17 protein-coding genes, 1 other RNA gene and 1 pseudogene are annotated in these 21,768 nt (G+C 35.0%); 10 read left to right on the top strand and 9 right to left on the bottom strand.

Annotation, left to right across the window (positions count from 1 at the left end):
• The first annotated feature begins 19 nt into the window (after positions 1-19).
• The 3 genes from nrdB to J3U56_RS00370 all read left to right on the top strand — a co-directional run bounded on the left by nrdB (position 20) and on the right by J3U56_RS00370 (position 4,919).
• Positions 20-1,150, top strand: a complete 1,131-nt coding sequence (gene nrdB / locus J3U56_RS00380; RefSeq protein WP_416379594.1) for a class Ia ribonucleoside-diphosphate reductase subunit beta — start codon at positions 20-22, stop codon at positions 1,148-1,150.
• A gap of 166 nt (positions 1,151-1,316) precedes the next feature.
• Positions 1,317-3,971 carry a bifunctional uridylyltransferase/uridylyl-removing protein GlnD gene (glnD, locus tag J3U56_RS00375; protein ID WP_267366308.1) on the top strand — a complete coding sequence of 885 codons (2,655 nt, stop codon included), beginning with the start codon at positions 1,317-1,319 and terminating at the stop codon, positions 3,969-3,971.
• 24 nt (positions 3,972-3,995) lie between these two features.
• Complete coding sequence (locus J3U56_RS00370) at positions 3,996-4,919, top strand: AEC family transporter (RefSeq protein ID WP_065633117.1); 924 nt, start codon at positions 3,996-3,998, stop codon at positions 4,917-4,919.
• A gap of 41 nt (positions 4,920-4,960) precedes the next feature.
• Here J3U56_RS00370 and J3U56_RS00365 read toward each other — a convergent pair whose 3' ends face one another.
• The 4 genes from J3U56_RS00365 to J3U56_RS00350 all read right to left on the bottom strand — a co-directional run bounded on the left by J3U56_RS00365 (position 4,961) and on the right by J3U56_RS00350 (position 9,504).
• On the bottom strand, positions 4,961-5,803 hold the full coding sequence (locus tag J3U56_RS00365) for an aldo/keto reductase (protein ID WP_267366306.1): 843 nt from the start codon (positions 5,801-5,803) through the stop codon (positions 4,961-4,963).
• A 45-nt stretch (positions 5,804-5,848) separates the two neighbouring features.
• Positions 5,849-6,520 carry an HD domain-containing protein gene (locus J3U56_RS00360; RefSeq protein ID WP_267366304.1) on the bottom strand — a complete coding sequence of 224 codons (672 nt, stop codon included), beginning with the start codon at positions 6,518-6,520 and terminating at the stop codon, positions 5,849-5,851.
• Between the two features lie 22 nt (positions 6,521-6,542).
• Complete coding sequence (locus J3U56_RS00355; RefSeq protein WP_267366302.1) at positions 6,543-7,940, bottom strand: hypothetical protein; 1,398 nt, start codon at positions 7,938-7,940, stop codon at positions 6,543-6,545.
• A gap of 61 nt (positions 7,941-8,001) precedes the next feature.
• Positions 8,002-9,504 (bottom strand): hypothetical protein, encoded by a 1,503-nt coding sequence (locus J3U56_RS00350; protein ID WP_267348380.1) that lies wholly within the window; start codon positions 9,502-9,504, stop codon positions 8,002-8,004.
• A gap of 311 nt (positions 9,505-9,815) precedes the next feature.
• On the opposite strand from J3U56_RS00350, the gene mprF reads away from it, so the two are divergent.
• Positions 9,816-12,464, top strand: coding sequence for a bifunctional lysylphosphatidylglycerol flippase/synthetase MprF (mprF, locus tag J3U56_RS00345; protein ID WP_416380227.1), 2,649 nt, complete (start codon positions 9,816-9,818; stop codon positions 12,462-12,464).
• Position 12,465: 1 nt separating this feature from the next.
• The gene (locus J3U56_RS00340; protein ID WP_267366298.1) at positions 12,466-13,737 is read left to right on the top strand and encodes a virulence factor family protein; all 1,272 of its coding nucleotides are present in this window, start codon (positions 12,466-12,468) and stop codon (positions 13,735-13,737) included.
• Between the two features lie 51 nt (positions 13,738-13,788).
• On the opposite strand, the gene J3U56_RS00335 is transcribed toward J3U56_RS00340, so the two are convergent.
• Positions 13,789-14,685, bottom strand: a complete 897-nt coding sequence (locus tag J3U56_RS00335; RefSeq protein WP_267333774.1) for a DMT family transporter — start codon at positions 14,683-14,685, stop codon at positions 13,789-13,791.
• Between the two features lie 857 nt (positions 14,686-15,542).
• Here J3U56_RS00335 and J3U56_RS00330 point away from each other — a divergent pair.
• The 4 genes and pseudogenes from J3U56_RS00330 to J3U56_RS00305 all read left to right on the top strand — a co-directional run bounded on the left by J3U56_RS00330 (position 15,543) and on the right by J3U56_RS00305 (position 19,828).
• Positions 15,543-16,523: a 2-hydroxyacid dehydrogenase gene (locus tag J3U56_RS00330; RefSeq protein ID WP_267348386.1), complete on the top strand. Its 981-nt coding sequence runs from the start codon at positions 15,543-15,545 to the stop codon at positions 16,521-16,523.
• Positions 16,524-16,587: 64 nt separating this feature from the next.
• Positions 16,588-16,952, top strand: a transfer-messenger RNA (tmRNA) gene (ssrA, locus tag J3U56_RS00325).
• Between the two features lie 153 nt (positions 16,953-17,105).
• Positions 17,106-18,340 (top strand): annotated as a pseudogene (locus J3U56_RS12090) (integrase domain-containing protein).
• Positions 18,341-19,111: 771 nt separating this feature from the next.
• Complete coding sequence (locus J3U56_RS00305) at positions 19,112-19,828, top strand: hypothetical protein (protein ID WP_267366294.1); 717 nt, start codon at positions 19,112-19,114, stop codon at positions 19,826-19,828.
• Positions 19,829-19,999: 171 nt separating this feature from the next.
• On the opposite strand, the gene J3U56_RS00300 is transcribed toward J3U56_RS00305, so the two are convergent.
• From J3U56_RS00300 to J3U56_RS00285, 4 genes are read right to left on the bottom strand one after another with little or no spacing between them, the layout of a single operon-like run.
• Complete coding sequence (locus J3U56_RS00300; RefSeq protein WP_267348394.1) at positions 20,000-20,296, bottom strand: hypothetical protein; 297 nt, start codon at positions 20,294-20,296, stop codon at positions 20,000-20,002.
• Positions 20,262-20,693 carry a hypothetical protein gene (locus J3U56_RS00295; protein WP_267366292.1) on the bottom strand — a complete coding sequence of 144 codons (432 nt, stop codon included), beginning with the start codon at positions 20,691-20,693 and terminating at the stop codon, positions 20,262-20,264. The genes J3U56_RS00300 and J3U56_RS00295 overlap by 35 nt, the downstream gene beginning before the upstream one ends.
• 1 nt (position 20,694) lies before the next feature.
• Positions 20,695-20,922, bottom strand: a complete 228-nt coding sequence (locus tag J3U56_RS00290; RefSeq protein ID WP_267333778.1) for a helix-turn-helix domain-containing protein — start codon at positions 20,920-20,922, stop codon at positions 20,695-20,697.
• Positions 20,923-20,927: 5 nt separating this feature from the next.
• Positions 20,928-21,215 (bottom strand): helix-turn-helix domain-containing protein, encoded by a 288-nt coding sequence (locus J3U56_RS00285; protein ID WP_065563680.1) that lies wholly within the window; start codon positions 21,213-21,215, stop codon positions 20,928-20,930.
• 174 nt (positions 21,216-21,389) lie between these two features.
• On the opposite strand from J3U56_RS00285, the gene J3U56_RS12050 reads away from it, so the two are divergent.
• Positions 21,390-21,656 carry a helix-turn-helix domain-containing protein gene (locus J3U56_RS12050; protein WP_324101428.1) on the top strand — a complete coding sequence of 89 codons (267 nt, stop codon included), beginning with the start codon at positions 21,390-21,392 and terminating at the stop codon, positions 21,654-21,656.
• Positions 21,657-21,768: the final 112 nt, after the last annotated feature.

Raw genomic sequence — 21,768 nt, 5'->3', positions numbered from 1 at the left:
TAGGAGTTCTTTTATGAGTATGAATTACAGTACCTTTTCGCATGTACATAATGACCAACTTAAAGAGCCAATGTTTCTCGGCCAACCTGTTAACGTTGCCCGTTATGATCAGCAAAAATATGAAATGTTTGAAAAACTGATCGAAAAACAACTGTCTTTCTTCTGGCGTCCTGAGGAAGTCGATATTTCACAAGATCGTATCGATTATGCAGCATTACCTGAACACGAAAAGCATATTTTTATCAGTAATTTGAAATATCAAACTTTACTCGATTCAATCCAAGGACGTAGCCCTAACGTTGCTTTACTGCCTCTTATTTCTATTCCGGAACTCGAAACTTGGGTTGAAACTTGGTCATTTTCTGAAACGATACATTCACGTTCATACACACACATTATTCGTAATATTGTTAACGATCCCTCTGTCGTATTTGATGATATTGTCACCAATAAAGAAATTCAAAAACGAGCAGGCGATATTGCTGGTTATTATGATGATCTTATCAGCTATGCTAGCTACTATAATTTATTGGGTGAAGGCAAGCATAACGTTAACGATCGAACCATAACCATCGATCTGCGCGAACTCAAAAGACGACTCTACTTATGTTTAATGAGTGTTAATGCGCTTGAAGCCATTCGTTTTTATGTTAGCTTCGCGTGTTCATTTGCCTTTGCTGAACGCGAATTGATGGAAGGTAATGCAAAAATAATCAAACTTATTGCACGTGATGAAGCGCTTCACTTAACCGGTACTCAATTCATGATAAATACATTACGTAGCGGCGAAGATGACCCCGAAATGGCAGAAATTGCTAAAGAGTGCGAACAAGATTGTTATGATTTATTCTTGCAAGCTGCCAATCAAGAAAAAGAGTGGGCCGAATACCTATTTGAAGGTGGATCCATGATTGGATTAAATAAAGACATTTTATGCCAATATGTTGAATATATTACCAATATTCGTATGCAAGCTGTTGGCCTAAAATTACCGTACGAAGTTAAATCCAATCCGATTCCTTGGATAAATAACTGGTTAGTGTCTGACAATGTCCAAGTTGCTCCACAAGAAGCGGAAATGAGTTCTTACCTAGTGGGACAAATTGACTCAGAAATTAATGAAGATGATTTAAGTGATTTCTCATTATAATCAAACGCGTCAATCCGCATTTTCTATTCACCAAAGGAACGAGCGCTTGTTCCTTTTTTTATACATTAACAATGTCAATCATTATATCAATCAACCGTTGCTTGACAGTTATCTAAAATCGGGTAAGGATATTAGCATTACATTGTTTTGATTTGATATAATCGCTATGGCTGAAGCAAATCTTTGTTATCCTATCTCACCGCTTAATTTTAACGATGAGCAAATAAATACTCACTATATAAAACAGCAACTTGAAGAATTTCAAAACTGGTCTGTTTGCCAATTTAAACAACATGTTGACATTGATATATTAGTGCATTTACGGAGTCAATTTATTGATGATTTGCTCAAAAGACTCTGGCATTACTACCAAATTCCCGAGCAAGTGTCTTCACTGTTTAAGCAAAACCGTCTAGCTTTAATTGCCGTAGGTGGATATGGTCGTGCGGAACTTCATCCTTTATCGGATATCGATATTTTAATATTAAGTGATAGATCACTGACAAAAGATCTTGAAAAACGAATTGGTGATTTAGTTCGCTTGCTATGGGATTTACATTTGGATATTGGTCATAGTGTTAGAACGTTAAAAACCTGTTTGCAAGAAGCTAAAAACGATATCACCATTATGACCAATTTAATTGAATCGAGATTAATATGTGGTAACGCTTCATTATTAAAAGAGCTGCAAAAACAGATTTTTAGTCATAAAATTTGGCCTTCAGCGGCTTTCTATCAGGCTAAAGTTAAAGAGCAACAAGAACGACATCGGCAATATCATAGTACCAGCTATAATCTAGAACCGGATTTAAAAAATAGCCCAGGCGGTTTACGCGATATGCAAATTATTCAATGGATTGCTATTCGTCATTTTGGTGGTGAGTTTTTAAAAAAAATAGCTGATTTTGATTATTTAACGCCAGAAGATATTGAAGAGTTTAAAACCTGTCGCAAGTTCCTTTGGCGTATGCGTTTTGCTCTTCATAGCGTGATTAATCGTTATGACAATCGCTTGCTGTTTGATCGCCAGCTCAGTATTGCTAATATGCTTGGCTACCAAGGTCAAGGTAATACACCTGTTGAAAAAATGATGCATGATTATTATCGTGTCGCACATAATATTACCGAACTTAATCAAATGTTATTACAACTGTTTGATGAATCGATACTTGAACTTAATGCTCAAAGTAAAACCTATAGTATTGATGAATATTTTCAGGCAAGAGATGACTTGATTGATGTAAAAGACAATAATTTGTTCAAACAAGATCCTGTCATGATTATACAGCTTTTTTACACCATCTTGCTTAATCCCCAAATCACAGGGCTATACTCAAACACAATTAGGCAATTACGTTCAGCACGGCGACAGTTAACCACTTTGCTATGTGAAGATGAAAAAGCAAGATCATTATTTTTAAAAATAATTAAACACCCAGATGCAATTAAAAAGGCTATATTACTGATGCATCAATATGGTATTTTAACGGTCTATATTCCCGGTTGGAAACACATTGCAGGTATGATGCAATTTGATCTATTCCATGCCTATACAGTTGATGAACATACTATTCGCTTGCTACTTGAACTTGATAGTTTTAAAACTCAAGCCAGTAAAGAAAAACACCCGAACAGTTCAAACGTTTTCGCCAAACTATCAAAACCTGAATTATTAGTCATTACTGGATTATTTCATGATATCGGTAAAGGTCACCATGGTGATCATTCTGAAATAGGGGCAAAACTGGTTGAAAAATTTTGCCAACTACATAAACTTGATCCAAAAGATACCGACTTAATTGTGTGGCTAGTTCGCTATCATTTACTTATGTCAGTCACAGCCCAAAGTCGTGATCTACAAGATCCTGCCGTTATTAATGAATTTATTCAAATTGTTAAAAGTGAGCGCCGTTTACAATATTTATTATGTTTAACCGTTGCTGATGTGTGCGCAACTAACGAAACACTCTGGAACAGTTGGAAGCAAAGTTTAATGCGTGAACTATATTTAACCGCAAAACGATCATTCGACTCAGGTGCTCATCATATCCCTGAACAACGAAGTATTGCTCGCCAACACAAACATGAAGCATTCGAAACCTTGCTTAAACAACATTACGATGAACAAAAAATCAAAGATTTGTGGCAAGATTACCGTGTTGACTATTTTCTGCGCTATACAACTGAACAGATTGTTTGGCATGCGCAAATGCTATTACAGCATGATTTAACTCAAACATTTGTAGCAATCAACCCAGATCCGTATCACGGTGGCAGCGAGATAATTATTTATTCACCGGATAGACCTTACCTATTTGCCACTGTTTGCAATATTTTAAATAATCATAACCTGAGCATTCATGATGCATTAATTATTACCAATAAGAAAGGTTTTGCCCTCGATACATTTATTGTATTAGAACCAAATGGGCAAACATTACAACCAGACAGGCATTACAGTATTATAAAATCACTTGAAAAAGCTTTACAACAACCGGTTTATAAAGGGGTGACAATAAAACCGCCTAAGCAGCGATTGCGTTCATTTTCAGTGCCCACACAAGTCAATTTTTTATCTGCCTTTAATGAAAGCCAGACTTATATGGAGCTAATTGCATTAGATAGGCCGGGGTTACTTGCCTGTGTCGGTGAAGTATTTGCAAAACTAGAGTTATCATTAAGTAGCGCAAAAATCGCAACTATCGGTGAGCATATTGAAGATTTATTTATTTTGAAAGATAAACACAACAATGCTCTTGATGATAATACTTGTAATATATTACGAAATTCGATAGTAAATACTATTGATTCGATGAATTAATTAACCAATTTGAAGATATCGTTTATGCAATTTTTTATTATTTTATTTCCAATCTTCTGTATTTTTGTTGTAGGATTTATTGCACAAAAAGCACTAAAATTTGATGTGGCAAATTTATCTAAAATGTCGCTTTATGTGCTTTCTCCTTTTTTATCATTCAAAACGTTTTATACTCACACCCTAACCACAGACTATCTATTTTATATTGTCTATATTTTTGGCTTATGTTTTTTATTAGTTAGTGTTGTCTCAATTTGGTCGTTGATCATGCGTTATTCAGTCAAAGAACGTTGCGCCATGATTCTGAGTTCTTGCTTTATGAATAATGGTAATTATGGTACACCGGTATTACTGGTTTTTTTTGGCACAGTAGGCTTCGATCTTGGCGTTATTATGATGGTATTGCAACAATTTGTGATGAGTACCGTTGGTATCTACTATGCAGCAAAAGGCAGTGCTCGTAGCGATATTGTCAGTCAAAAAGATGTCATCAATAAAGTCATTCGCATGCCTGTAGCTTATGGTGCTTTTTTGGGTATTATTTTCCAGTTGTGCCACATTCCTTTATCAAAATCCATTATGACATCCATTGGCATGATTGGTGATTCATCAATTGTGATTATTATGATAATTTTAGGTATGCAATTAGCTAAAATTCGGATTAAGCAACTCGATTACCCTAAACTCTCATTTTCGCTATTAACCCGTATGGTTATTTCACCACTTGTCGCTTGTTGTTTGGTCTACTTTATGCCTATTTCACCGGTTTATAAACAAGTACTGATTGTGTTAGCCGCAATGCCAAGTGCAGCTAATACCACTTTAATGTCAGTCCAGTTTGATACGCATCCTGAATTAGTTTCGAGTGCGACCCTAGTCAGTACATTATTAAGTTTAATCACATTACCGACTGTATTATGGCTAGTAGGCGCACCCGTACCTTTTTAACAAATAGTTTTTTACTTTTAAAAAGAGCATATCTGGATAAATTAAAAGCCATTATTGTTATACACATCATCAGGATTAGGTCCCGTGCGTAATTTTTGATTTAAGCAATTGATTTTTCTCATCTCGTCAGAGGTAAGTTCAAAATCAAAAATATTAATATTTTCAGCAATTCGATCCGGATGCGCTGATTTTGGGATCACAATATAACCATTTTGTAAGTGCCAACGTAAGGCAACTTGTGATAAAGACTTATTATAACGATCGCCTATTGCAACTAATACCGGTTCATTGAGTATTTTACTGTGAGCAAGTGGCGACCATGCTTCAATTGCAATATTTTGCTTACGTAAGTAGCGCACTAAGTCTATTTGTGTTAAGTAGGGATGAATTTCTATTTGATTAATCATAGGCTGAATATTTGCTTGGCTAGCCAGTAGTTCTAAATGTGAGATATGAAAATTACACACACCAATGGCTCGAACACGTTTTTCTTCATAGAGCTTTTCAATTGCTCGCCACGTTTCAAAAAAAGTATGATGAAGCGGCCAATGCACTAAAAGCAGATCAAGATAATCAAGTTGTAAATCTTTTAGCGATTGTTCAAAACTTGCTAACGTTTTTTTGTAACCTTGATTGGCATTGCTCACTTTTGAAGTCATAAATAATTCACTACGATCGATACCACATTGTTTAATCGCCTGACCGATTTGTTTTTCGTTTTGGTAAAGTTGCGCGGTATCAAAAGAACGATAGCCTACTTTAATAGCGGTTTTAATTGCTTGAGATATTTGTTCAAATTCAGTTAATTTAAAAGTACCAAGACCAAGTTGTGGCATTACTATATTGTTACTTAAAGTAATTTTATTATCGATAGTTATTGTCATCACAAACCCCTTCCATACTATTTAACACATTAAACAGCGGTACAGTTAGTCATCACCACTCCACTCTTTTTCAAACTGATTAATAAATTGTACTAAAAATTGATGTCGTTGCTTTGCGATCTTTTTTGCCGTTTGTGTATTCATCATTCCTTTGAGTAAAAGAAGTTTCTCATAAAAATGATTAATTACCGTATTAGGCTGCTTATAACTCTCTTCAGTCATCGACATTCTTGGCAAAATCGTAGGATCATGCATGATGTTATGTTTATTACCACCATAATAGAATGTACGCCCTATTCCTATTGCGCCAATGGCATCAAGTCGATCGGCATCTTGTACAATCTTACCTTCGAGGGATAATGTTTTTTTATCACTCAGGTTTTTCCGATAGGACATATTTTCGATGATAGAAAAAATAGAGGTAATTTCATGTTCTGTCAAATCCTGCAATGCTAAAAAAGCACGTAATTCATCAACCGCTAATTCTACATTAGACACTACTTTTTCATCAATTACATCATGTAAATAAGCACTTAAAACAACAATAAAATAATTAGCATAGGGTTCATTGAGTAAGATTTTTTGTGCCAATTTAACTACGCGTTCAATATGTGCCATATCATGACCTGAAAAATCATGGGCAAGCTTTTGTTCTACAAAAATTTTTACGGCTTGCATAGCACGTTGTTGATGTTTAGTTAGCGGTGAATCTTTCATCATTTAAACCTTTTTATTTTGCTTAATTAGGACTAATACAAGCAACTTTAGCTTTATCTGTCCAATAATCAATCATCCCTATGTTAGAGTGCACTTGCAAATAATAAGTTTTACCGCCCTCTTGGAAGCTATTTGCGCTCCAATAAACAGCGCCGGAAATAAAATGGCTTTCAGGATAATAATAGTTGTTTGTCTCGCCCCATTGAGAAAACAGTCCTCCATCGATCCGGCGTTGATAGTGACGACCTAGCCCGGGTAATCCCCCCGTCCAAATTGTATTATAATTTGCATTAGTTAATTGCAGTAAAGTCGGTATTTGATAACTCAAATTATCACAATATTGTTTTGCTTGGTCAAAAAGCATACTGGTATTTTCAGCCTGAACAATAAACCATTTTTGTATAGTGAAAGCATAAATTTTATTGGTTTTAGCTTTATCTTTATATAAGATAAAGGTCGTAGCAACAGCAGCTTTTGCTGCTTGTGCTGCATCAGCGCTACTTGTCGGTCCAGTTAATTGAATTTTGGCTTTAGAACCATTACCAGTGATGGTTAAATTAATTGCTGAATCAGCGGGTATTTTATCAAAGCTCATATCTGGTGCTGAACTATCAAATAAATTCAGATAAAAAAACAAACCATTCTCACCCATAGTTGGAAAATTTAATTCTGGATGCGTTAAAGATTGCCGTTTAAAACCTTTAGCATCATCCCATTGATTTTCTGGTCCTGAATAGTCCGTTCCGCCCCAACTGTTGCCTTTGCTGTCATTGACTGATAAATTTGGCTCCGCTGAATAAGTACAGGCACCATTAGGCGGAGAAAAATAGTAAGTGGTACTATTTGCGTCAAATGCAACCGTATTTGGCTGACCATATTTAGTAGATAATGTGCCATTCATATGATTCAACGTAAAACTATAAGGAGCATAACAATCAGTTAACTCATTATCCAAAGCAACAGACTTACCGTTAGCATCTTGAATGGATAACATAAGATCCCCTGTTGCTGTGATATCACCATCACCATCTTGATCAAACCAAAAACCGTTAGTCGCAAACACCTCAGTTAAAGAAACGGATGTTTGGTTTTCAGGAATTAAGGTTTTAAAATCTTTGGTGCTGATCGATTCCCCATTTAATTGTATGGGTGCTTGCTTTGATGAAGTGTTGGTTGCTTTTGTAAATTTTCGCCCATCAGGTAAAGTGATAGATAAAAGATTATCGGTATAAAATGAGCGCGTCTTGCCGCCATCGAAAGAGATATAAGGAGCCGAACCTTGTATAGTATTTGTTGTTTCGACCGCTTCAACATAAGGTAAACCCGCATTCACACTGTAACAAACAATGCCAAGACAAGCTATTATCATTTTTGATATCAATAAAGCTAAACTTGATTTTATCGCTGCTAAGTCACGCATTTCAATCAACCGAGTTATTTTAAACAATACATATGGTTTCATCACTAATTGACGCAATACGTTAATTAGGACTGATACAAACCAGACTACCATATCCCCTTTTTTGAATTTGTCCCATATTTGAATAAACTTGCAAATCATTGCTGGTCAAGTAAATTTCATTAGGGTAAATGTCAGCTTGCGGATAAGAATTTAGATGAATTTCGCCCCACTCAGCAAACAATCCACCACCAATACGGCGTTGATAATTATTGCCTTGCCCGGCCAAACCACCATCCCAATAACTCGAAGAATCTTTTGAATTGGCATTGGTCAATTGTGATACTGTCGGTAATTGATAACCTAAATCACGACAATACTGTTTTGCTGCTTCATCAAAATTTTCCGGACGAGTTTTTTTAGCAATAAACCATTTTTTAATGGTAAAACTATATAGCTTTTGGGTTTTCGCCTTATCGGCATAAAGAATAAAGGTGGTGGCAACTGCTGCTTTACTTGCATCTTGCAAACTGGCGCCGTCAGCAGGACCGGTTAAAGTGATTTTTGCTTGATTACCTTTGCTGGTAATCTCTAAGTCAATGCCGGAATCGGCAGGTATTTTAGTAAAGCTCATATTACTGGCTGAATCAGCTAAATCCATGGTAAACAATAGCCCATTAGCGGCCATAGTTGGAAAGTTCAATTCTGGATTATCAAAAGATTGTTGTCTGAATCCTTTGGCATCATCCCACATGCCTTGCGGTCCTGAATAATTCGAACCTGACCAAGTTTTATGGGTATCGCTGACGAATAAATTGGGTTTTGCCGATAAAGAGCAAGCACCCGGTGCCGGATTCAGGTAGTAAATCATATCAGTGTAGTTCAATGAAAAATGGTTAGGATCGCCATATTTAGTGGTGACATCACTCCCATCATGCATTAGCCTAAAGCTATAAGGCGCTTCACAATCGTTTAATTCATCATCCAAACTAAGCACTTGGTTATTGGCATTTTTTACAATCAATTGAAAATGACCGGTCGCCGTTATTTCACCATCACCATCGACATCAAACCAATAAGGACCAGAGTTGAGCACATCGGTCATGCTTTGTTGAGCAGTGATATCCCTGTTTTGATCTGAGCTATCTGCTGTTTGATTGTAAGGGATGATCGTTTTAATATCTTTAACTTTGGTTGGTGCACCGGTTAATTGAATCGGATTAGTGGTGGAGGAAACGTTATTTGAGTAATTAAATTCTCTGCCGTCAGGTAAAGTAATGACGAATAAATCATAAGTGGTATAAGCACGGCTTTTACCACCATCAAAAGTAAGATAGGGAGCCGAACCTTGTATGGTATTTACAGTCTTAACAGCTTGAACTACGGGTAATGCACTAAAAACATTAAAACTGAATAAACCCCAAAAAAACAGCACTATGGATAGTCGAATTAAATAAAATCGAGTCCTTATTGTTCGCAATAAATAAAAAATGATAGGAATGAACAAACCACAATATTTTTTTTTAGCAAAACGTTGCCAGCTTGGCGATCGAAGTCTATTTAAATTACCTATCTCTGTTTTCATAATAAAACAACTTATTAAATAATTATTGATAACAACAAAACAACAACTAAATGCCTTTTTACGAATAAACTATCAGTGATAACGCTTAAATTACTTTAGCTAATTTGCAACTAAGGTTAAAAGTAAACTAACTATAAAGCAATACATATTATCCCAAAAGTAATATTTATTAACCCATAATGATTTTTGTTAAAAACTCATATCAACTAAATAAAAATAATCAATTAAACAAGTTGCTCAGTAATAATTAATGTTTTTTTTATATTTTTTTTATTTTGGGATGATTGTTTTCAACAAACTTGAAAGGTAGAATGCGCAAATCAAAAATTTATAAAGCAAATATCGGAGTTGCTCACGTGAAAATATCAGCGCGTAAAGTTTTGCCTTGGCAATTGATAGAATACTTCACTCGCTATCGCCAATTCCTAGCTTTATTATTTGGATTATCCATCTTTTTTATTGCTTTGATTGTTTGCTGGCATCTATTAAAAGAAATTAATCTTGATGATTTAAAATTAGCCGTTCACCAACTCTCACCGCAAGCTATTTTATTTGCTTGTTTATCAGCTATTGGTAGCTATTTAATGTTAATTTGCTATGAATGGTCAGCCGCGCGTTATGCAGGCGTAAATCTAAAGCCTTCTATTATTGTTTTAGGTGGAATTTGTGCTTCAGCTATTGGTAATGCAATAGGTTTATCGGCGTTATCAGGAGGCGCAGTTCGTTGTCGTTTATACTTCAAATATGGACTAACAACGATTGATGTGGCAAGAATGTCGATTTTTGTTACACTCTCTTTAGGCTTTACGCTACCATTACTGGCAGCAGCGGCGGCATTAATTCATCCACATAATGCTATGGTTGCTTTGCACTTATCTGAAAATGGCGTGATATTGATAGCAAGCATGCTATTTTGTTTTTATGTTGGATTATTTATTTTCTTATACTGCAATCGTTTATCGGACAGGCCTAATAAAGATACTCGCTTATTTAAAATTGCAAGATGGTCTATTCGTTTACCAAACTTACGTTTGGCTTCAAGCCAATTTATTATTACCTTCTTTGATGCTGTCTTAGCAGGGGCTATTCTTTACTTTCTATTACCTTCTCATCCAAATTTTATTACCTTTATTATGATTTACATTTTAGCATTAGTTGCTGGTGTATTAAGTCATGTACCAGGAGGGGTAGGCGTATTTGAAGCAATTATGCTCGCTGCATTTTCATCTCAAATTGGTGCAGCATCTTTAACTGTCGCATTAGTCATTTATCGTATTATTTATATTTTAATCCCGCTTATCCCTGCTGGGATTTTGCTGTTAATCAATGAAGGAAAGCATTATTTAACTTCATCACAAGTCAAGCAAACGCAAACGGGAATTGCGGCTTCTATCATGGCTGCTGCGGTATTTTTTGCCGGTGTAGTGATGATGTTTTCTAGCATCATTCCTGGTTTTAATCATCGTTTTGTTGATGAATTTATTCCGAATAAAATTATCAATATAGCTCATCTAAGTGCGAGTTTGATTGGCGTTTTATGTTTATTACTTGCAATGGGTTTACGCCGACGTCTTTATTCAGCGTGGGCAATTACCGTTGTTTTACTCTTGATTGGTAGCCTCTGCTCGGTGTTAAGAGGCCTACATTGGATAGAAGCCATAACGTTATTAGTTATTGCAATATTACTCATTAATTTTAGGCATGCTTTTTATCGAAAAAGCCGACTTAGTGTTATCCCCTTTTCTTTCAAATCTTTTGCCATCTGTTTTTGTCTGATTGCGCTTTTTGTTTGGCTTATTTTATTTATTTATCAAGATGTCCCCTATAGCCAAGATCTATGGTGGCAGTTTGAATTAGATAGCCGAGTACCACGTGCATTACGTGCAGCCTTAGGCAGTTTTATTTTGTTAAGTTCTATTATGTTAATTTGGTTATTCAGACCAGCGTTACCAATTTTAACTAAACCAGAAACAGAACAACTTAATAAAGCTTATCAAATCATTTTAAATTCAAAACAGCCTGAAGGCGGCTTAGCGATGAGTGGAGATAAATCACTGCTGTTCAACCAAGAACAAACCGCCTTTATTATGTATGCAAGACGCGGCCGAAGTATGGTTGCCTTATTTGACCCGATTGGTGATATTGCTGATAGAGCTGACTTAATTTGGTCATTTCGTGATCTGTGTGATGAACACCATCTTCGCCCTGTTTTTTATCAAGTCAAAGCAGCTAATTTACCTTTTTATATGGATATTGGTTTACGTACAGTAAAACTTGGTGAAGAAGCATTAGTCAATTTAAAAATCTTTGATTTAACATCAAAAGGTTATAAAGATCTTCGTTATACTTGGAATCGAGGGCAACGTGATGGACTATCACTCAAATTTTATCCACCAGGAACAGCGCCGCTTGATGAACTAAAAGCGGTTTCGGATGCTTGGCTTAAAAATAAACATTCAAAGGAAAAAAGATTTTCGTTAGGGTCTTTTTCTAAGCAATATCTGGATAATTTTACGATAGCAGTCATTGAATATCAAGGACGCATCATTGCTTTTGTTAATTTACTCGAGACCGATCAACACTATTCGGCCAGTATCGATTTAATGCGGGTCATACAAGATATTCCCAAATTAACGATGGAATTTTTAATGGTGGGCTTAATTTTGCATTATCAAGAAAGAGGGTTTAAGTACTTTAGTCTAGGTATGGTACCCTTGGCTGGCATGCAAAGGCGACGCGGCGCCCCATTAATTCAAAGGCTAGGTGCACTCGTGTTTAGACGAGGTGGACGTTTTTATAACTTTCAAGGTTTACGTCGCTTTAAAGAAAAGTTTGCAACGCATTGGGAGCCGCGTTATATGGCCGTTCCCGCTGGGCTTGATCCATTAGTTGCTTTAATTGATACTACTATGCTTATTTCTGGTGGTATTACAGGTTTAAAAAAGAATAAAAATAATTAATATGAAAAAATTTATACGCTATGCTTTATTATTTATTACGCTATTAATACTGATTATACTCAGCTGGTATTTTATAAAAAATCAAGAAAGTGCATCAGTTAAGACCGTAACAATCAATAATGAGTATTCCATTCTATCAGCAGCCCCAAAACGCTCAGCTGAAGCAGCCGCAATTATTGTTGCTACACCCAAAAATCATTTTACTGAACAACAATTGTTAGACTTGTCAGAAAAAATGGGCGCTAAACTTGTCCAGTTTGAATTAAAGCCCTCTGCCAGTTGTAGTGAGCAGCAAGCACGTTTTAAACAAGCTAAAAAAATTCTCAAAGAAAAGAATTTTGCTGTCGCAGGCATGGAAGAAGGTGCAGCCTTTGCTTATAGATGGTTAACAGAACAACAAAGTGATGACGCCAAAGCATTATCAATTGAATTTACCTTAGATCACAAAGATTGCGATGCACCATTACCGGCACAAGCCAGCCATGGTAGTTGGCAAGTCATTTGGAATAATCCACCGGATGATGATGTTGCTGTTTTTCCTCGGGAACAAAAAAATATTCATGTTACAACGTCAATCGGTGAATACCAAGCTTCGCCAACTGAACTACTGAGTTTACACTTATCATCTATTTTATTTGGTGAGCATGAACAATTACCTGTTATAGAATTACCCGCCAGAAGCAAAGAGATCCACCCTAAAACCATTACACTTTATTATTCTGGTGATGGTGGTTGGCGTGATCTTGATAAAGTTTCGGCTGAATATATGGCTTTGCATGGGTATGCGGTAGTTGGCGTCGATGCATTAAAACTGTTTTGGCAGCATCGTTCAGTTGAACGTAGCGCAAAAGATTTGAGCTATTTAATGCAACAATATCGAGACAAATGGGGAACAACTCAATTCGTTTTAGCTGGTTACTCTTTTGGTGGGGATATTTTACCTGCACTCTATAACCGACTATCACCGCAAGATCAAAAAAGTGTCCAAGCGCTAGTTATGATAGCTTTTTCAAAAGATGCTAATTTTGAAATTGAAGTCAGTGGATGGCTAGGGCAATCGGGTGACGAAATGAAAACCGCACCAGAAGTTGCACAGATTCCAGCCAATAAACTATTTTGCATCTATGGAGAGGAAGAAAAAGAGGATACCGGCTGTCTACAGCCTGAAATGAAAGGTGAAGCATTTCAATTGCCTGGTGGGCATCATTTTGATGAAAATTATGAACATCTTGGTCAAATCATTATGGATGCTATTGATAAGCGAGTACAATAATTAACAATAAAGGGGCAATAGCCCCTTTTGAATATAACTCATAGAGTTAAGTCATCGCTTTTTAATTTTTATTCTACCTTCAGACAATAACACACCAATAAGTGTCAGTAAGGTGCCGAATGCAGCAATTAAAGTAAACGGTTCATGTAAAATCATAACCGCAGCAAGAATGGTCAAAATTGGCAATAAATACAGATAAATACTAATTTTAACAGCGCCAACTAATTTCACTGCATAATTCCAAGATACAAAACAAATTGCTGATGCGCCAACACCCAAAAATAGTATATTAAGTAAATTAGTCATTTGGCTAAACCGTTCTAACCCAAACTTAAAGTCAAAAATAGATAAAGCCGGTATCATCAGTAGTAAGCCATAAAAGAAAAAACGCCTAGTCAATAAAATGGTATTGTAACCATAATTACTGCTTTTTTTGGTTAAAATAGAATAGCAAGCCCAAAATAAACAAGCTGCAACAGCAAGAATATCACCTAAAGGATTAAGAGAAAGCACATATTTACCATTAAAGCTAATCAATGCAACCCCAAAAATAGCAAACAAACAACCAATATAAAAACGTCGAGGCGGCCTTTCTGTTTTCAAAAAGAATATCGATAAAAACGCTGTAAATACGGGAGCTAAGGTCGTGATAACCCCAACATTCGAGGCATTGGTATAAGTTAACGCTATATTTTCACATAGAAAGTAACATGTTACTCCGCAAAATCCAGCACATAAAAACATTAATTCTCGCTTAATACCCTGCCAAACTAACAAACGCGGTGCTAAAACCCAAAGCATGACATAGCCAAGACAAAATCGATAAAACAAAATTTCAATGGGTTTAAAATTGACCAATAATACTTTTGTTGCAATAAACGTACTTCCCCAAATAAAGATTGTCATCAAGGCAATTAGGTGTCCTTGTGTTTTTTTGGTAACGAACATAAAAATCTCTCTACTTATATCAATAAAAAGCTATCAAAGTGTACATGATTATCTTAAGTTTGGTCACTTTATAATTAAGTATTAGTGGGCAGGACTTGATAGCAGAAAAAACAATACCATTTCAATAGCCGATAGAGAATATTATCTTCCTACCGAGTGAAGCGCAATTTTTTTACTGTAATTTGATAGTAACAATCAATGAGAAGCTAAAATTTGAAAAGATCGTTTGACAAAAAACAACAGATAAAAAAAATCCACCCGAAAACTCGAGTGGAGGGCAAAAAATGAAAAAATGTAATCTGTAGATATAGACAAGCTAAACAACAAAAAGTTCAATTTAATTTCAAATAATTTTAGTTTTTTATGAAATAAATTCATATCTCATTGATTTATAATAAATATTATTTTAATTTTTTAAAAAAATTTTTTGTGTTAGTACAAAGATAAGTCAAATAATCTTATTTTTTTATCAACAACAACTTTACAGCGTTATTATGATCAGTAGCAAATCAATCAGATTATTTTCATAGTGGCTGGTGATATAAATTCTTAATGTCATTTATTCTATTTTTTGAACGATTATCGATTACTTATTCTTGTATTAACTATTTAACGGCTTTGCTTGCCTGTTACTTATTAATATTTCGATATAATTACTATACCTCATCCTTTTTTTAATCAAGCTGCATTTGGTTATTATTCAAAATAAAATGTGAATGCAAAACCATTTTTTGCTCAAACACATCTCTAAGATTAAAATTCTTTACAAATTAACTTTTTAAGTCAATCAATTGCACAATAAAAGTGACTAGCGATATACTGGCTAAAACAATTCAAGCAGCACGTAAGGAGAGTTTATGAAAAAGAATGTTGTATTATTTAGTAAAATTCCTGCTGATCAACAAGCTAGATTAGAGCAAGCTTTTAATCTCACGCTATTTGAACGTAATCCTAATACCGATACAAAAGCCTTTATTCAAGCATTAGCAAGTGCCGACGGTATGATAGGTTCTAATATGCCAACACGCATTGATGATGAATTTTTAACCCAAACGCCAAAATTAAAAGCAGCAGCAACAATTTCGGTTGGTTACGATAACTATGATCTTAGTGCTTTAAAAAAGCATGGTGTTCGATTAATGAATACCCCGAAAGTATTGACCGAAAGCACCGCTGACCTTATTTTTACACTATTAATGGCGACCGCACGCCGAACGGTAGAGTTATCCAATCTAATTCATGATGGAAAATGGACCAAGAGCATTACACCTGAATATTTTGGCACAGATATTTATGGTAAAACCATTGGTATTTTAGGGATGGGTCGAATTGGTAAAGCGATTGCTAAACGCGCACACTGTGGCTTTGATATGAATGTCATTTACTATAACCGCTCAGCCCATCCCGATGTAGAACAAGCTTATCAAGCTAAGCGCCTAGAACTTGATGACGTGCTTAGCCAAGCAGATTTTGTGGTGATTATTCTGCCATTAACCGACCAAACCAAACGACTCATTACTAAACAAAAATTAGCTTTAATGAAACCATCAGCCATATTAATTAATGGTGCGAGAGGAGCAATTGTAGATGAGCAAGCATTAATTGAAGCATTAAAAAATAAAACGATCAAAGCTGCTGGCCTTGATGTATTTGAAGTCGAACCCCTACCAACAACTTCACCACTCATGCAGCTTGATAATGTTTTATTATCACCACATGTAGGATCAGCAACAGTTGAAACTCGCTACGCAATGGCAAAATGTGCAGTCGATAATATTATTGCCGCATTAAAAGATGAAAAACCAACCGAAAACTGGGTAAACCCCGAAGTTGGTTAACTTGTATTCCCTATTGAATTGACCTATAATGCCCCGATATTGTTTACATTAACAATTCACAATTGGGGCTGATTCTGGATTCGACGGGATTTGCGAAACCCAAGGTGCATGCCGAGGTGCGGTAGGCCTCGTAAATAAACCGCAAAAAAATAGTCGCAAACGACGAAAACTACGCACTAGCAGCTTAATAACCTGCATAGAGCCTTCTCTCCCTAGCCTCCGCTCGTAGGACGGGGATAAAGAGGAGTCAAACCCAAACGAGATCGTGTGGAAGCCTTGCTTGGGGCGGAAGCATTAAACTTAATCAAGCTAGTCTATCGGTAGCGTGTTTGTCCGCAGCAGGTAGGCGAAATTTAAAGACAAACTACGCATGTAGTACCAAGGATGTAGAGATTTCGGACGCGGGTTCAACTCCCGCCAGCTCCACCAATTCACTATTTCGTAAGATTCTTTTAAACCCACTAAAATACACCAAATCCAGTATTAATAAGCCTTTAAGCCTATTTCCTTACCCTGTAAGCATCAGTAAGATACATTTACAGCCACATTTTTTAGTTATATGATTAGTTATACGAATAACATATAACTAAAAATCGTATAACTTCTCCATTAACGGACACTCAAATAAAAACAGCCAAGCCACAGAATAAGGATTACTCTTTTATCTGACGGTAACGGATTATATCTTTTAATTAAATCTAACGGCTCTAAAATATGGCGGTTTAACTATTTCCTCCTATAAATAAAATCCGTTCATTAATCAGTTTTGGTAGTTATTCCGAAGTTTCACTACAGCAAGCACGAGAATTAATTAAGCAAGGCATAGATTCCCAAGAGTATAAAGCAGAAGAAGAACAGCGTAAGCATGAAGAAATCACCAGTACATTTAAGAAGATTGCTTCGGAGTGGTTTAAGGTCAAAAGTGGTAAAGGTCTAAGTGAAAAAACTTTAAAAGGAACTTGGAACTCATTAGAGTTACATTTATTTCCTTATATTGGTGATAAATCCATTTTTAAATTAAAAGCAAAAGACTTTATCAAAGCAATAGAGCCATTGTGAGCTAACGGTAAGTTAGAAACAATCAAAAGACTTTGTCAGCGTATTAATGAAATTATATTTTATGCAGTAAATATAGGCTTAATTGATGCTAACCCAGCAGTAAAAATAAAAGATGCCTTTGAAAATGCCATAAAAGGGCAGATGCCAACAATTAATGCACAGGATTTACCCGAATTTATGCAATCTCTTGCTATGGCTAGAATCGAATTACAGACGCGCTGTGTTATTGAATGGCAATTATTAACTATGACGCGTCCAAATGAAGCAGTAGGGGCTAAATGGCAGGAAATTGATTTTGATAATTGCTTATGGATTATTCCTGCTGAAAAAATGAAAATGAGACGAGAACATACTATCAAGCTCAATAAACAAGCTATGGCGATATTATCAATTATGAAGCCTATAAGTGGGTATAGAGAGCATATATTCCCAAGTATGAAACCACCTATAGCACCCCAATGAATAGCCAAACCGCTAACATGGTAATAAAACGAATGGGATACAAAGACAAGTTAGTCGCACATGGATTAAGGGCTTTAGCAAGTACAGCATTAAATGAACAAGGCTTTGACCCTAATATTATTGGAGCGGCACTTGCCGACGTCGATACTAATAGCGTAAGACGAGCCTATAACCGCGCTACTTATCTAGAACAACGGCGCATTATGCTTGATTGGTGGGGTAACTTTGTAGAGCAAGCAAGCCAAGGAAATGTCTCTCTATCAGGTAACCGCAATTTAAAGTTAGTTAATCATTAACTATATCGTGCTCCATATTTGGGTTACGCTTTCAATTATTAATCAGATCCACTCCTCAGATGTGAGGGGTGCTTTTTCAAATATCACCTTTAACATATACCAGTTATTAAACTGTTTTTTTATACTTACCTTCCAATATTTTAAAGTTTTTATTAAAAGTGTTCACTGGTATTCACCTTTTAAAATTAATTAATATATATCAATACATTATATACTTATGTGTTCACATTTAAATATAATCTTGATCCTATGATTAACCAATTGAAATATAAAAACAATTCTATAACCTCTATTTTTGCTAAAATTAAAATATATATTAATCATGATGTTAAAAAAAAGTGATTTTAAGGTTGATCATGGTTACTATTAGAGGTATTAAAATTGCAATCTGCTAAAAAGTCAGCACATTCATTGATAGTAAAAAAATTATTTCAATTCGCGGTTTTGCATAAAAATGAGGGGATGCGGTTTGGAAGACAAAAAGTTGTAGAAATTTACTACCCCCCTCACTACTTGGCTTGAAGAGTTTTTCGACACGTTAGAAGCAATGTAATTATTTTGATTGCATGAGGTGTTTTTACAAATAATACTTTTAATCAATATAACTACATCTAGACTGATTAGAATTAAAATTTTGTCAGTTCATAAAAAAAGAATGAAACAAACAGAAAAGAAAAAGGTAAATCTTTATTTTAATGGCATGCAAAACACTAGATTAATTATGTCGGTTGAACAGTCGATAATGCAGAAGCTTGATAGGAGTATAAGAAAATGAACACAAAAGAGAAAGATAGTATTATTATTGTAAGTATCGTTATAACCGCTTTATTGTTTTCAGTTATTTTAGGTTGTATTTGGTTATATAGTCCTGATGCGTTTAATTATGTAAACGAAATGAAGTTCAATGATTGGGGGGATTTTTTAGGGGGTAGTTTTGGGACTGTAGCTTTATTTTGGCTCATACTGGGCTATATGCTCCAAAAACAAGAATTACAACAAAATACTAAAGCTTTAGAGCTTCAAGCAGAAGAACTAAAAAATACTGTTGAAGAATATAAGCATATGCTTGAAGTAAATAAACAGCAGTTTTTATTGTATAAAAAAGAACTAGATATTTTAAATTCACCTAATCTAATAACTGATTTGACCTACTCTTATCATTATGACCAAGAACATATGTTAAGTTTAGTGGAGTTACATATTAGTATCAAAAATATTGGAGGAGAGGCTCAAAATATAAAAATCAAGATAGATAATGTACCAGGAGAATATGAAATCGGTAATTTAAAACGAGGAGAGAATATATTACGCTCCACTTATGTTGAATTTGAAAAATTACGTTTAAGCGATAAGATATTTAGGTCACGAGCTTTAATTGAATATAGTTATTTGATGGATAATCGAATTGAAAATATAAAAATCATGGAAGATATAAAACTAGATAATTCAGTTTTAGAACACTTAAAAATTTTTAATAGTATAATATAAAGCCAGTTTTATGTATATAAACACAGTACTATAATATAGCTAACTGAATATTATAATATTATTTGCATCTAGGCTGATCCCCGAACATTCGCAACCCTAGCGAACTGGCGCAAATATCTATTAGGGGCGTTCGGTCTAACAATAAGAAAAATAATATAAACCTCTCATATTTTAATAAATTGGTTTATATACCTTATAAATATCGAGATCCACCACATAATCTACCTGAATACTTTCATCATATGGATAAATATCATAGCTATAACGAGCACAAAAAACAGATATAAAATCTTGTATATCGCAATCGGCTACTACTGTCATCACTCGATATTTTAATTGCCCAATAGAAGACACTTTACCAGAAAGCAATGAATCACCATAAAAACTTTCTATTTTAATTAACATATCAGCATTTTGTCTTATTTGACAATAACTACCGATTATAGATGGTAGTTGATTGAAACTCAATTTCCTTTAATTCATGATAAGAATCATAGACAATTCTATGCCATTCAGTTGTGGCGACTATTTGTTCTAAATCAAATTTATTAGCTTGCCATACAAAACGGTTACTTGAATAAGTTTCAATCACATTAACATGACTCCAGCATAACTGAGATAATAAGTTTTCAAACTCTTCTAGCCAATCATCTGGCATAACGTACATCTCATTATACTCAGCAGCAAAAAGAATAATATGTGAATATTTACTAAGTGCTTTATTGTTATACGGCAACGTAGCAAACATATCCCGACAAATATAGGCTCCATAAAGAGGAAGATGTTGTAAAACAGAGCGATTAAAGTTATCTAAAGCTTCATCATCACAGGCTGATGAGCATATGTACCCGTATATAATTGCCATTTTATTTAATCTTTTTAATTACAGCTTCAGGATTGAGTGAAAGTAATCGAGCAATATGCACAAACTCCACAACATCTAAACGGCGTTCTCCACTTTCAACCTTGGCAATAAAAGATTGTGGCCGATTTAATGCTTGTGCTAGTTTTTCTTGGGTTATGTTTTGCTTAATTCTTGCTTCTTTCAGTGTATGAATAACAAGCTGATATTGTTCTAAATAAATTGATGTCATCACAATTATGAAGCCGTTAAACTCACAAATGCATTAGGCTTTTGCTTTTTTAGCTTGTTATATTGAATAATAAAATCGGCTAATTCATCGTCTTCAGCATAAAAATAAGCGCTAGGTACATCAAGAACTTTTGCGAGACGTTTTACAAGAGTAAAATCAGGTGAATGAACTTCATTTTCATAAGAACTAATGCGGGAACTTGCTGATTCTTCGTCTAATCCTGCTTTCACTCCAAGTTCAGTTTGTGTCAGATCTGCATTAATTCTAGCTATTTTTAATCGCTTACCAATCATGATTATTGCTACTCATCTTATATAGTTTTGATTAATAATTATCCTCTTCTTCGATTTGAATTTCGTAATGAAATGCTTTAATAAATCATGTATAACTTGAATTTTGATTTTAATTTAATCATAATTAAAGTTTTACATTAATAATTCATGTAATTGATGATTTTAGGTGGTGTTATGAATAGCAAAAAAGACTGGCATTCTGCCGATATTATTGCAGCTTTGAAAAAGAAAGGAACAACGCTCTCTAACGCACTTGTTCGCCCATGGACAAAAGGCGAACTGATTATTGCCAATGCATTAGGTATAGAGGCTAAACGAATTTGGCCCTCTCGTTATAGAAAGAAAATTCGGGTATTGCGAATTAAAAAATGTGAATATAACCATCTAATATCTATTACGGACAATACTAAAAAGTCAGGTTCAATAAAATGCATGACTTAAGGCACGCTTATGCAAAAATACGGTATGAAACACTAACAGGCTGGAGATCATCCAAAGCTGGTGAGCTGTCGTGGGGAGCGTTAACGCTGAAGCAATAAATTAAAGATCAATG

The organism is Gilliamella sp. B2824, from assembly GCF_026536245.1.
Classification (GTDB): Bacteria; Pseudomonadota; Gammaproteobacteria; order Enterobacterales; family Orbaceae; genus Gilliamella.
The sequence above is the reverse complement of the archived record's forward strand: the minus strand, read 5'-3'. Positions and strand labels throughout refer to the sequence as shown.